The organism is Archangium lansingense, from assembly GCF_026626635.1.
Taxonomy (GTDB): Bacteria; Myxococcota; Myxococcia; order Myxococcales; family Myxococcaceae; genus Archangium; species Archangium lansingense.
The window spans coordinates 4,925,807-4,938,127 of record NZ_JAPNKA010000001.1 but is presented as its reverse complement, the minus strand read 5'-3'; the positions used below and the strand labels follow the sequence as shown (position 1 = coordinate 4,938,127).

The following is a 12,321-nucleotide window of genomic DNA, read 5'->3' as shown; positions in this document are numbered from 1 at the left end:
TTGGAGGCTCTTTCGGAGTGCCCAGGGCGGGATTCGAACCCGCACACCTTTCGGCGCCACCCCCTCAAGATGGTGTGTCTACCAGTTCCACCACCTGGGCATTTCCGGTGCGGTCTCGACTGAGTGAGTCGCCCCGGAAACAACGCGGCCTCTAGTACCACGAACCGCGCTGTCTGCAACAACGATTTTTGCCACCCGCTTTCTTCCGCCGGGTGGCTACCCGCCTACTGAGCGGGCGCCGGAGCCGGGGCCGGAGCCTCGGCGGGGCGCGGCTGCTCCACACTGCCCGGAGCGGCCGGAGCCGTCTGCTCCGCCGGAGCCGAACCCGAGGGAGGCGCCGCCTCCTGAGGATTGGCCGCGGGCACCTGGCCCGCCGGAGGAGCGCCAGCACCCGGCTGCGCCGGCTGCGTCGCCGCCGGCTTGTTGGCCAGCGAGCCCGCCACCGACGTGCGCATGCCCACGAAGGACAGGCCGAGCGACGTGATGAAGAACATCGCCGCGCAGATGCCGGTGATCTTGGTCAGGAAGGTCGTGGCACCGCGGCCACCGAAGGCGCTCGTCGCGGCGCCGCCACCCAGGGCCGAACCCATGCCGGCGTCCTTCCCGGGCTGCAACAGGATGACGAAGATCATGAACACGCACAGGAGGACGTGCACGATCGTCACGAAGGTCAACATGCTTTAAGCTCTTCTTTCCGGTCCTGGATGAAAGGCCGCGCAGCCTAACCGAACGGGCCGGGCGGTGACAATCTTCCTGCGATCACACCCCGCCCTTCGCGATCGCCGCGAAGTCGCCCGCCTTCAGGCTCGCCCCGCCCACCAGCGCCCCGTCCACGTCCGGCTGGCCCAGCAGTTCCGCCGCGTTGTCCGGCTTCACGCTCCCACCGTACTGGATGAGCACCCGCTCCGCCGTCCCCCGGTCGTACAGCCGCCCGAGCTGCTCGCGGATGGCCCGGTGGACCTCCTGGGCCTGGGCGCTGGTGGCCGTCCGGCCGGTCCCAATCGCCCACACCGGCTCATAGGCCAGGACGAAGCCCGCCACCTCGGCCGCCTGGAAGCCCTTCAGCGCCCCCGCAACCTGCCGCTCCACCACCTCCAGGGTGCGGTTGGCCTCGCGCTCGGCGAGCGTCTCACCCACGCAGATGATGGGCGTCATCCCCGCCCCCACCACCGCCCGGGTGCGCTTGTTCACCGTCTCATCCGTCTCGCCGAAGTACTGCCGGCGCTCGGAGTGACCCACGATGACGTAGGCGCACCCCAGGTCCTTCAGCATCGGCGCGGACACCTCGCCGGTGTATGCCCCGCTGGCCTCCCAGTGGCAGTTCTGGGCGGCCAGCTTCACGAAGGAGCCCTCGAGCTCCTTCGCCACGGCCTGCAGCGACAGGAACGGCGGTGCCACGGCGAGCTCCACCCGCTCTCCCGGAAGGGAGGCCACCAGCCCCTTCAGCTCCCGCACCAGGGCGAGCCCCTCGGGGATGGTCTTGTTCATCTTCCAGTTGCCGGCGATGAGCTTGCGTCGCACCTGTGCCGCCATGAGGACTGCCTCCGTGGTGTTGGGTACGGCCGACTACTTCGTCTCCAGCGCCTTCACGCCCGGCAGCTCACGGCCCTCGAGGAACTCCAGCGAGGCGCCGCCACCGGTGGACACGTGGCTGAGCTTGTTGGCCAGCCCCATCTGGGTCACGGCAGCCGCGCTGTCGCCACCGCCCACCACCGTGATGGCGTCCTTGTTGAGGGCCATGGACTCGGCCACTGTGCGCGTGCCCGCGGCGTACTTCCCAATCTCGAACATGCCCATGGGGCCGTTCCACACCACCGTCTTCGCGCTCTTGATGTGCTCGGAGTACATGGCCCGCGTCTTCGGGCCGATGTCCAGGCCCATCAGGTCAGCGGGGATGGCGCGGTCCACGACCTCGCGCACAGGGCCCTTGTCCGTGGGCTCGGTGCTGCAGACATGGTCGACGGGCAGCACCAGCGAGGTCTTCAGCCGCTGCGCCGCCTCGAGCATGCGCGTGGCCAGTGACAGCTTGTCCTCCTCCACGCGGCTCTTGCCCACCTCAATGCCCTGCGCCTTGAGGAAGGTGTACGCCATGGCGCCGCCGATGAGCAGCGCGTCCACCTTGGGCAGCAGGCTCTCGATGACCTTGATCTTGTCGCTCACCTTGGAGCCGCCCAGGATGGCCACGAAGGGCTTGGCCGGGTTCTTCATCACCCCGCCCAGGTACTCCAGCTCCTTGCGCATGAGGAGGCCGGCGCCCTTCTCCTTCACGTGGGGCACCATGCCCGCGGTGGAGGCATGGGCGCGGTGCGCGGTACCGAAGGCGTCGTTGATGTAGACGTCGGCGAAGGAGGCCAGCTCACGCGAGAAGGCGTCGTCGTTGGCCTCCTCCTCCTTGTGGAAGCGCAGGTTCTCGAGCATGAGCACCTGCCCCTCCTTCAGGTCCTTCACCAGCTTGCGCACGCCGTCACCCACGCAGTCGTCGGCGAGGATGACTTCGTGCTTGGGCCCGAGCAGCTCGATGAGCCGGTTGGCCACCGGCTCCAGCGAGAGCTTCGGGTCCGGGCCCTTGGGGCGCCCGAGGTGAGAGGCCAGAATCACCTTCCCGCCCATCTCCAGGGCGCGCCGGATGGTCGGCAGCGCCTCGCGGATGCGGGTGTCGTCGGTGATGCGTCTGCCCTCCAGGGGAACGTTGAAGTCCACCCGGATGAAGACGCGCTTGCCGGTGAGCTGCATGTCGTCGATGTAGCGGATCATCTCGGTCCTCCCACTCGGAACGCCCGTTGAAATGGCTGACTACAGCCCCTTGGAGGCGAGGAACTTCGCCGTGTCCACCATGCGGTTGGAGAAGCCCCACTCGTTGTCGTACCAGGCCATCACCTTGAGCAGGTTGTCGCCCATGACCATGGTGTTGGTGGAGTCGAAGATGGAGGAGTGCGGGTTGCCGTTGTAGTCGACGGAGACGGTCAGCTCCTCGCTGTACTGGAGGATGCCCTTGAGCGGGCCCTCGGCGGCGGCCTTGAAGGCAGCGTTGACGGCGTCGACGGTGACGGACTTGCTCGTCACCACGCTCAGGTCCACCAGGGACACGTTCGGGGTGGGCACGCGCACCGCCTGGCCGTTCATCTTGCCCTTGAGCGCTGGGAGCACCTCACCGATGGCCTTCGCGGCGCCAGTGGAGGCGGGAATCATCGACAGCGCGGCGGCGCGAGCGCGGCGCAGATCCTTGTGCGTGAGATCCAGGATGCGCTGGTCGTTGGTGTAGCTGTGGATGGTGGTCATCACGCCCTTCTCGATGCCGAAGTTCTCCAGCAGCACCTTGCCCAGCGGCGCCAGGCAGTTGGTGGTGCACGAGGCGTTGGAGAGGATGTGGTGCTTCTTCGGATCGTACTGGTCGTGGTTGATGCCGTAGGCGAGGGTGAGGTCCGGGCCCTTGGCCGGGGCGGAGATGATGACCTTCTTGGCGCCCGCGCCCAGGTGCTTCTCGGCGCCCTCGCGCTCGGTGAAGCGGCCGGTGCACTCGAGCACGATGTCCGCGCCCAAGGACTTCCAGGGCAGCGCGGTCGGGTCCTTCTGGGCGGTGACGGCGATCTCCTTGCCGTCGATGATGATGGACTTGTCCGTGGCCTTCACGGTGCCCTGCCAGGTGCCGTGCACGGAGTCGTACTTGAAGAGGTGGGCCAGCGTGGCCGGCTCGTCGAGGTCGTTGATGGCGACGAAGTCGAGGTTCTCCTTGCGGCTCAGCGCGGCGCGAAGCACGCAGCGACCAATGCGACCGAACCCGTTGATGGCAATCTTGGTGGCCATGTCTCAGTCTCCTAGAGAGGTTGGAAAGCTCACAGGCACACGACGGGCCGCACACCCTCCCGCCGTGGGAAAAGGCGGCCGACCGTAGGCATGTGGCGCACGCGAGTCAACGCTCTGTGACGGGAGAACGACGACGCGTACGCCTTAGCTGAACAGTCGACAGGAGCAATAGCCACGCAATAGACACGGTTCCCCCGCCCGCTCGACAGCCACAGCCCGTCTCCGCGTTTTCGTAGGACTCGGGAATGCGGTCCACCACGTAGGGGGGCGGAGGAGGAGGCGGCGGCGGTGGGGGATCGGCCTTCGTCTCGGACTCCCACTGGTTCAGCGGGCCCGGCGCGGGAGGTGGAGGATCCCCGGCGGGTGGCTCGGGAGCCGTGGCCAGCACGCCTGTCCGCGAGAGGAAGGACCCCATCAGCCAGGCTCGCCGCGAGGGACTGACGAGGCCCTCGAAGGGCATGCCCAGGAAGAGCACCTGGCCCCCCGGCGCCGAGGCCACACCCGCAGCCTGGCTCGTCCCCGTGTAGCCCAATACCGGCGTGCCGCCCGTCAGCGGGGTCAGCACATCCGTCGTTCCCACCGGGAAAGCGCCAAGCGTCCCATCGTCGAGCACCGCGCCGGAGAGTTCCTTCAGCCAACCATCCGGAAGGCCCTCCACCGAGAGAGCGGAGGCCGCGCCGCCCAGCGAGACCTGGAGAATCTCCGAGAGGAAGGCTTGCTCCACGGTACCTCCCACCGAAAGCGCGGAGGCCACGTGGCTACCCGACAGCAGCAGGTGGCCGCCACCCGTAACGAAGGTGCGCATCAGGTCCAGCTCGGCGGCGCCCGGTCCCACTCCCCCTGCCCCACCGCGTCCGGTGAACCAGTCCAGCACCCGGTAGCCCACCGGCGTGAAGAGTCCCTCGGAGAGCGCCTGGCTGGTGGCTCCATCGAAGGCCACTCCATGCTGCGCCACCGCGTCTCCGTGACGGCGCAGGCCCGAGCCGTCGTTCATGGACTCCAGCAGATGGCGCCAGGGCGAGGCCAGCGCGTACGCCGAGAGGTCGTCCCTGCGTGCGAGCTCCTCGTCCATGCGGAGGAAGGCGTTGAGCACCAGCACCTCCGGCACGCGACCCGCCTCCGGCACGCGCACGCCCACCACTTCCGAGGGGAAGGACTCACCTCCGGCATTGAGGGAAGCCACGCGGAAGTAGCGCGTGGTGCCCGGCGCCAGGGTGACGGAGAAGGAGGTCGAGTCCCGCTCGGTCCCGTCGTCCCAGGCCAGCCCATCCGCGCTCTGGTAGACGCGGTAGCCGGTGGCCTCATGCCCGCCCAGATCGAGCGTGTCCGTAGACGGCTTCGCCCACTTCACCTCCACCTGGCCGCTGCCGGCGTTGCGTGCCACCAACGCAGAGGGAGGCTCGGGCGGCAGGTCCACCGTCTTGCTGTCCCGCGTGGCGAAGAACTTGATGAGGCCCTGGAGCATGGCGCGCGCGGCCACCCGGCGGAACTCTGGACGCTTCAGGTGTACGGCGTCCGCAGGATGGTCGTGGTAGGCCACCTCCAGGAGGACTGACGGCATCTCCGGGTTGTGGGCCGGGTTCACTTCACCCAGGTTGGCCGAGCGCAGCGAGCGCACCCGCCAGGTCGGCTCAATCGCATTGCGGATGTCCTGCGTCATCTCCTCCAGCAGCTTGCGCGCGAGCACGTCGCTACCGGGCACCCCAGTGAAATTCAGTGTGCCATCCACGGGATTGGGCCCGTAGACGTAGGCCTCGGTGCCGCGGAACCGGTCGTCGGGGGTCGAGAGTCCGGAGGCATTCGTGTGCCAGGCGACGTAGACGGCGTCCTCTCCGTCCTCGTGCAGCCAGGCGGCGAAGCGCGGGCGCGAGGACACGTCATCGTTGCGCTCGTTGGAGAGCGCGTTGACGCCCGAGGGCGCGAACACCGAGGGCGGTGCTCCGCTGAACTGGGTGTGGTAGCGCGCGCACTCCTCGAAGCGCGGGCGGGACAGGGGCGCGAACGATCCGTCACCGATGATGCCGCTGCCACCGCCAAAGCGCACCGCATCCAGCGACACGTTGCCCGACGTCGTCGAGTCGTTGAGCGCCACCACCGAGGCTGACTCGGGGTGCAGGCCCGCCCGGAAGTAGAAGCGGCCCAGCAGGACCCACGTCCCACCGTGGCGGCGCTGGTTCACCCGGAAGTGGCTCTCGCCGCCCGCGTGCCGCACCACGTAGTGCGCATCCGGCACCCGGGCCGAGTGCGCGGTATAGGAGACGTAAACGTGATAGGCGCCATCAGCCGGAATCGTGGGCGCCCAGGTGGCGTGCGCGGTGGCCGAGGGCGCGGCCGTCATCAGCCGGTTGCCTCCGAGCTCGAAGGGCCGCACCGCGTTCCCCATCGGCACCGGGGGCGGACCCCAGCCCGCCAGCGTGGAGGTAGAGAAGAGCTCCGCGGCCCCCTCCTCCGAGTAACCCGCCCCTCCATTGTTGAGGATGACCATGCGCGGGTTGAGGTCCGACTCGCGCACGGGAATCACCGTGGCGCCCGCCCCCGTCAGCATCGGCAGCAGGTACTGGTTGAGCGTCTCGATGGAGATCAGGTCCTCGACGACGTCGTTCGTGTTGCCACGCTGCGTGGCCCACCGGCCCAGGGGAGAGCTGCGGAAGAAGCCGTGTCCCGGGCTCAGGTAGATCGTCTTTCCTGACAGCGCCCCGGTGCGGATGCGCGTCTGCGGCACTCCCGAGAGCGCCGAGACGGAGCCTCCACGAGCCTCTCGGCGCACCAGGGGCGGCTCGGAGGGCAGCCAACGCGTTTCATGGGGCCTCGGGCCAGGGAGCGGCACATAGACGGCATCCGGCGGCTCCAGGCCACAATCTTGGGGGAAGGCGCCATCCTCCTGGGCCTGGCTCGTGCCCGGCAGGCAGAGCAGCGAGACCAGCATCCAGGCGATGGTACGAATGTGAGCAGGAAGGACCATGGGGGGGCGGACGTTAGGCCCCGGCGCGAGGGCACGCCAATCAAACCGTGAGTGCCTGCCTGCTCTCCCGCTAACCTGCTGACGCGATGAGCTCTCCTGCCCTATCACCCCCGCTTCCACCCTCACCCGAGAAGAAGCCGCCGACTCCGCATCCGCCTCGAGGCGGCTCCGGCATGCTCGCCTCCTTCTTCCATGCGTGGAACGGGCTCATCCACACCGTCGTCCACCAGCGCAACATGCGCGTCCACCTCGTCTCCGCCCTCCTGGTGGGCCTGGTGGGCAGCGGCATCGAGCTGGGGCTCGCGGAGAAGGTGACGCTCATCTTCTGCGTCCTCCTCATCTTCTTCGCGGAGATCCTCAACAGCGCGCTCGAGCACCTGGTGGACCTCGCCACCCGCCACTTCGACGAGAAGGCGCGCCTCACCAAGGACGCCGCCGCCGCGGGCGTGCTGGTGCTCGCCACCGGCACCGTTGTCATCTTCGCCGCCATCCTCGTGCACAATTGGCAGACGGTAGCCAGCAGCGGGCCGCAGATCGCCCGTCAGGTCGCCCTCGGCCTGCCCCTCGCCTTGTGCGTGATGGTGCTGGTCCTTCCGCAGCCGCGCTCCGTCTGGGTGGACCGACTCGCCTTCCTGGGCGGCGCCCTCCTGCTCGGAGCGCTCGCTCCCCGTACCGCCAGCTCCGTCTTCACCGCCATGAACGCCGGGCTGCTCTTCGTCGCCGGGGCCGCCGCTCGTCAGCGGCGCCGCGAGCGCGCGGGCCACCGGTAGAGGCTCGCCACTCAGCGCTCACCGGCGAGGTGCGGGCATAAAAAAACCGGCGCGGGGCCGGTCTTTCACTCGCCGCCTGGGGGAGGCTCGAGCCCCGGGACCTGCCCGGAGCCCGGCTACCCGCCAGGGACAGCGCCAGTCTAGGGCATCAGGCTTCCTTCCGAAACTCAGGCCGGGCCTCGGACGTCGGCTGGGCAACGTTCTCGCCCTTGATGTCCTCCGTCACCAGGTCCAGCAGCTCCGTGGCGATGCCGATGATCTGCATGGGGGTATAGCCGCTCGCGCGCAGCTGATTGAAGAAAGTACGGGCAAGAATCCGAGTGCCCTGCTTGTCAGTACTCAAGGACGTGTCCTCCGAGATGCGGTGGGACCGCGTAATCACTGGCGGTATCGTCTTCAACCCGCGTGCCAGCAGCCACCTTCCTTACGAATTCTCCATGCACATCGGGCGGTTGAGAGAATCCAGGGGCTGGCGGGGTTGTCCGGAGATGCGAAGGAACCTTCGCACCCTGTTCGCGGTCCAGGGGGAGGGCATGCGAGGGGTGCATCGTCAAGTTCGCACCCGCTCGCTCCTCAGGTGTTCAACAGCTTGCATTCGGGGGCTTGGGTGACGCACAACCGCCCCCTTTCCCCGGCTTCACTTCAGGAGAAGAGCAGCGCATGGCGTATCGAGTGAACAACATCGGGCTGTGGTTGGACGAGCCGGAAGAGCTGCTCGGCCAGCGAGCAGCCGAGAAGCTCGGAGTGACTCGCGCGGACCTGGCGTCCGTGCGCGTCGTGCGCGCGGTGCTGGATGCTCGTAAAAAAGGCAGCCCCCGCTACATCTATACGCTGGAGGTGGAACTGGCTCCGGGCCGTGCACCCAAGCAGCTACCGCCGGACGTTGGAGAGACACCGCCTCCTCCCGAGCCTCCGCAGCGCGTGAAGGAGCCGGAGCGCATGCCGCTCATCATCGGCACCGGACCCGCGGGCCTCTTCGCCGCCCTGGGCCTACTGGAACGCGGCGTTCGCACCATCCTCATCGAGCGCGGCCGCGAGGTGGTGGCACGGCGGAAAGATGTGGCGAAGCTGATGCGGGACGGCTCGTTGGACCCGGAGAGCAACATGAACTTCGGGGAGGGTGGGGCTGGCGCTTATACCGACGGCAAGCTGTCCACGCGCATCAACCACCCCATGGTGCGCAAGGTGATTGAGACGTTCGCCCGCTGCGGCGCGCCGGACCACATCCTCATCGAGGGCAAGCCGCACATCGGCTCGGACCTGTTGCCGGGCGCGGTGGCGAAGCTGCGCGACGACCTGATCGCCGGGGGCTGTCAGGTGCTCTTCGAGACCAAGGTGGAGGAGGTGCTCTACCGCGATGGCCGGGTGTCGGGCGTGAAGCTGGCCGACGGGCGCACGCTGGAGAGCGATCGGGTGGTGCTCGCTCCGGGCAACTCGGCGCGCGAGCTGTATGAGCGCTTCGCCGCGGATGGACGCGTGGTCATCGAGCCCAAGCCCTTCGCGCTCGGCTTCCGGGCCGAGCACCCGCAGGGGCTCATCAACTCCATCCAGTACGGGAGCGCGGCGAAGAACCCGCGGCTGCCCCCCGCTGACTACAAGCTAGCGGAGAACCTGGAGGTGGATGGGGAAGTGCGCGGCATCTACTCATTCTGCATGTGCCCCGGCGGCATCGTGGTGCCCACGCCCACCCAGGACGGGCTGCAGTGCACCAACGGTATGAGCAACTCGCGCCGCAATGCGAAGTACGCCAACGCGGGCATTGTCGTCACCGTGTCCGTGCAGGACTTCGAGCGCGAGGGCTTCAGCGGCCCGCTCGCGGGCCTGGAGTTCCAGCGCCACTGGGAGGCCAAGGCGTATGAGCTGGGCGGTGGGAAGTTCTTCGCTCCCGCGCAGACCATCCCCGACTACCTGGCCGGGCGCGTGAAGAAGGACCCGGGCGGCACCAGCTACCGGCCGGGACTGGCTCATACGGATTTGAACAAGCTCTTCCCGGCGCGCCTCACGCAGTCGCTGAAGCAGGCGCTCAAGGCGTTCGACCGGAAGATGCGCGGCTTCATCAGCGACGAGGGCAAGCTCATCGGCATTGAGAGCCGCACCAGCTCGCCAGTGCGGATTACGCGCGGCGAGGACATGCAGTCCGTGTCCATGCGCGGGCTCTACCCCGCCGGAGAGGGCTGCGGTTACGCTGGCGGTATCGTTTCCTCGGCCATTGATGGGCTGCGCGTGGCTGAGCAGATTGCGAGCGAGCTCGCCTGAGCCACGGGAGAGTGTCATGGGCTACCGCGTACGCACACCGGATGGAGAGCTGGCCTACCCCACGCTGAGGGATGTGGAGGTGGCGTACACCCAGGGGCTGGTCGATCCCGAGGATGAAGTGCTCGAGGATGGACACTCCACCTGGCGCAAAGCCGCGAGCATCCCGGCGCTCGCCCGAGCTCGTCCCGAGTCGAAGGGACTCGCGGGGCGTACCCATATGCTGAGTGTCATCGCCGCGGTGGCGCTGGGCGCGGGGGCCCTGGTCCTCATCATGAGCGACTCCTGGCCTCGGCGGGGACTGGGCATTGTCCTGGCGCTGGCGATGAGCGTGCTGCTCACCCGAGTGACCTCCGGAGCCTTCAAGCGCCCGGCCCCACCGAGGGACTGAGCAGCACAGCCCAGGGCACAGGTTGAAGACCCTCACCCCGACCCTCTCCCAGAGGGAGAGGGACTCACCTGAGGTGTCACCGTGCATGTCCCCTCTCCCTTTGGGAGAGGGCTAGGAGCCTGTCGGAATACCTCGGCTACCCACTACATGAGGGGTAGTGCGACTCAAACACACCGCTATGGTTGGTATGTAGGAGTCGTTTTTCGGCGATTCTCCGACAAGCTCCTAGGGTGAGGGTTGTCCCTCGCTCGCTCCCCTGCCCCCCAAGTGGGCACTCCCGCCCTCCCCGCACCCGGTCCCCACCTGCCGCATGTTTCCTCCCACTGAGGGCACATAGCGCGCGGCCAGCACGGGGCCCGCACAGAGGGGAGGACGGCCTTGTTCAACACCTACCTGTCCCGAGAGGCGGCGCGAAGGCTCAAGCATGGAGCCCCCTGGGTGCGCCGCGAGGACATCGTCTCCATGGAAGGCACCCCCTCCGCCGGCGAGGCCGTGCAGCTCCGGGATGAGGACGGGCACGTGCTGGGGCTCGCCGACGTGGACCTCGAGTCCGCCTATGCCGTGCGCCGGCTGGGGCTCCCCGACGAATCCGCCGAGGGCCTCATCCCCCGCCACGTCCGCCACGCCTTCGAGCGCCGCGCTCGCATGGTGGATGACCCGCGCTTCTGCCGCGCCATCAACGACGACGGCGACGCCCTCCCCGGCCTCATCGTGGACCGCTATGACACGCACCTCGTCGTCCAGACGCTCACGCGCGCCATGGACGCCCGGCTGCAGGAGATCACCCGCGCCCTCATCGAAGTATCCGGCGCCGAGTCCGTGCTGCTGCGCAACGACACCGCCCGGCGCCGGCAGCTCGGCCTGCCCGTGCAGCGGCCCCACGCCCTCTACGGCAACCCTCCCCGCTGGAGCCGCGTGCTGGAGCTGGGGGCCCGCTTCACGGTGGACCTCACCTACGGCCCGGGCGTGGGCTACCCGTACGACCAGCGCGAGCTGCGCCGCTTCCTCGCCCGCCTCGCCCAGGGCGCGCGGGTGCTCGACCCGAGCTGCCACGTGGGAGGCCTCTTCGTCCACGCCGGACGCCACGGCGCCCGCGCCATCCTCGCCTTCGACAGCGACGCGGACACCGCGGACCTCGCCCGCGAGAATGGCGAGGCCAACGGGCTGCTGGGGCGCCTCCAGGTGGAGCCTGGAGACTCCCTCGCCGTGCTGCGAGGCCTCCACGACACCTTCGACCTGGTGCTCCTGGACACCCCGGAGGCCTCCTCCCCGGAGACCTTCGTCGAGCAGGTGCGCCTGGGTCTGCGCGTCACCCGCCACGGCGGTACCCTGCTCATCATCGGCTACCACCCGCCCCTGCCCATCGGGGGCTTCGACGAGCTGGTGGCCGAGGCCTGCGAGCAGGAGGGCCGCACGGGCTTCCGCTTCGCCCGGCTCGGCCTGCCCCCGGACCACCCCACCCTCGTGGGCTTCCCCGGCACCGACTACCTGTCGGGCATCGTCATCGAGGCGAGCTGACGCCTACTTCTTCGCGGCGGTGGAGTGCTTGCGCACCGCTCGGAGCACGTCCGGCACCGACGTCTTGTTCGCCCGGTCGGCAATCCACTTCGGCACCGAGCCGCCCGGGTCCGTGTAGAGGTAGTAGGTGACGAACGTCTTCTTCCCCTCCTCGCGCGGCTCCAGCAGCCAGTAGCCCGTGTTGAGTTTCACACGCACCACCCCCGCCTTCTCGGGGGGAGCTCCCTCCGTGGCCGCCGTCCAGGCCGTCTTCAGGAAGCCCTTCCCCTCCTTCCAGTCCGACTCGTCCCGGATGCGGATGATGAAGTCGCGCTTGTCCACCAGCGGGGCATTCACCAGGCAATAGAACAGGGTGATCTTCCCCTCCTGCTCCGAGGCCAGCACGCGGCTCTCCTCGGTATAGGGCATGGTCTTCGTGTAGTTCGTGTAGTCACGGATGACCCGCCACACGTCGTGGGGAGGGGCGTCCACGAGGGCGGTGGCCTTCACCTCGGAGACGGAGCCCCCCTCGGGGGTCCGGGCCAGCACGGAGATACCATCGTCACGGGCCACCTGCTGCCAGGCCGGTTCAGCGGCCCCAGTCAACAGGACGAGCAAAGAGAGTGTGGGAAGTAGGGACATGA

At 68.3% G+C, this 12,321-nt stretch carries 11 protein-coding genes and 1 tRNA gene; 4 read left to right on the top strand and 8 right to left on the bottom strand.

The window, feature by feature from the left end; translation table 11 throughout:
- Positions 1-18: 18 nt before the first annotated feature.
- The 6 genes from OV287_RS20305 to OV287_RS20280 form a co-directional block, all read right to left on the bottom strand.
- Positions 19-100: transfer RNA gene (locus OV287_RS20305), tRNA-Leu, on the bottom strand.
- 124 nt (positions 101-224) lie between these two features.
- Positions 225-677, bottom strand: coding sequence for a preprotein translocase subunit SecG (secG, locus tag OV287_RS20300; protein WP_267535689.1), 453 nt, complete (start codon positions 675-677; stop codon positions 225-227).
- Between the two features lie 82 nt (positions 678-759).
- Complete coding sequence (tpiA, locus tag OV287_RS20295) at positions 760-1,533, bottom strand: triose-phosphate isomerase (protein ID WP_267535688.1); 774 nt, start codon at positions 1,531-1,533, stop codon at positions 760-762.
- A 33-nt stretch (positions 1,534-1,566) separates the two neighbouring features.
- The gene (locus OV287_RS20290; RefSeq protein ID WP_267535687.1) at positions 1,567-2,754 is read right to left on the bottom strand and encodes a phosphoglycerate kinase; all 1,188 of its coding nucleotides are present in this window, start codon (positions 2,752-2,754) and stop codon (positions 1,567-1,569) included.
- A 39-nt stretch (positions 2,755-2,793) separates the two neighbouring features.
- On the bottom strand, positions 2,794-3,804 hold the full coding sequence (gap, locus tag OV287_RS20285; RefSeq protein ID WP_267535686.1) for a type I glyceraldehyde-3-phosphate dehydrogenase: 1,011 nt from the start codon (positions 3,802-3,804) through the stop codon (positions 2,794-2,796).
- 106 nt (positions 3,805-3,910) lie between these two features.
- Positions 3,911-6,766: a golvesin C-terminal-like domain-containing protein gene (locus OV287_RS20280; protein ID WP_267535685.1), complete on the bottom strand. Its 2,856-nt coding sequence runs from the start codon at positions 6,764-6,766 to the stop codon at positions 3,911-3,913.
- A 173-nt stretch (positions 6,767-6,939) separates the two neighbouring features.
- On the opposite strand from OV287_RS20280, the gene OV287_RS20275 reads away from it, so the two are divergent.
- Positions 6,940-7,536: a diacylglycerol kinase family protein gene (locus OV287_RS20275; RefSeq protein ID WP_267535684.1), complete on the top strand. Its 597-nt coding sequence runs from the start codon at positions 6,940-6,942 to the stop codon at positions 7,534-7,536.
- Positions 7,537-7,684: 148 nt separating this feature from the next.
- Here OV287_RS20275 and OV287_RS20270 read toward each other — a convergent pair whose 3' ends face one another.
- Positions 7,685-7,879, bottom strand: coding sequence for a hypothetical protein (locus OV287_RS20270; protein WP_267535683.1), 195 nt, complete (start codon positions 7,877-7,879; stop codon positions 7,685-7,687).
- Positions 7,880-8,196: 317 nt separating this feature from the next.
- Between OV287_RS20270 and OV287_RS20265 the strand changes: the two genes are divergently transcribed.
- The 3 genes from OV287_RS20265 (at position 8,197) to OV287_RS20255 (ending at position 11,698) form a co-directional block, all read left to right on the top strand.
- Positions 8,197-9,792 carry an NAD(P)/FAD-dependent oxidoreductase gene (locus tag OV287_RS20265; protein WP_267535682.1) on the top strand — a complete coding sequence of 532 codons (1,596 nt, stop codon included), beginning with the start codon at positions 8,197-8,199 and terminating at the stop codon, positions 9,790-9,792.
- A gap of 16 nt (positions 9,793-9,808) precedes the next feature.
- The gene (locus OV287_RS20260) at positions 9,809-10,180 is read left to right on the top strand and encodes a hypothetical protein (RefSeq protein WP_267535681.1); all 372 of its coding nucleotides are present in this window, start codon (positions 9,809-9,811) and stop codon (positions 10,178-10,180) included.
- A gap of 378 nt (positions 10,181-10,558) precedes the next feature.
- Positions 10,559-11,698 (top strand): class I SAM-dependent rRNA methyltransferase, encoded by a 1,140-nt coding sequence (locus OV287_RS20255; RefSeq protein ID WP_267535680.1) that lies wholly within the window; start codon positions 10,559-10,561, stop codon positions 11,696-11,698.
- 3 nt (positions 11,699-11,701) lie between these two features.
- On the opposite strand, the gene OV287_RS20250 is transcribed toward OV287_RS20255, so the two are convergent.
- A complete protein-coding gene (locus tag OV287_RS20250; protein WP_267535679.1) occupies positions 11,702-12,319 on the bottom strand; it encodes an START domain-containing protein in 618 nt (205 codons plus the stop codon).
- Positions 12,320-12,321: the final 2 nt, after the last annotated feature.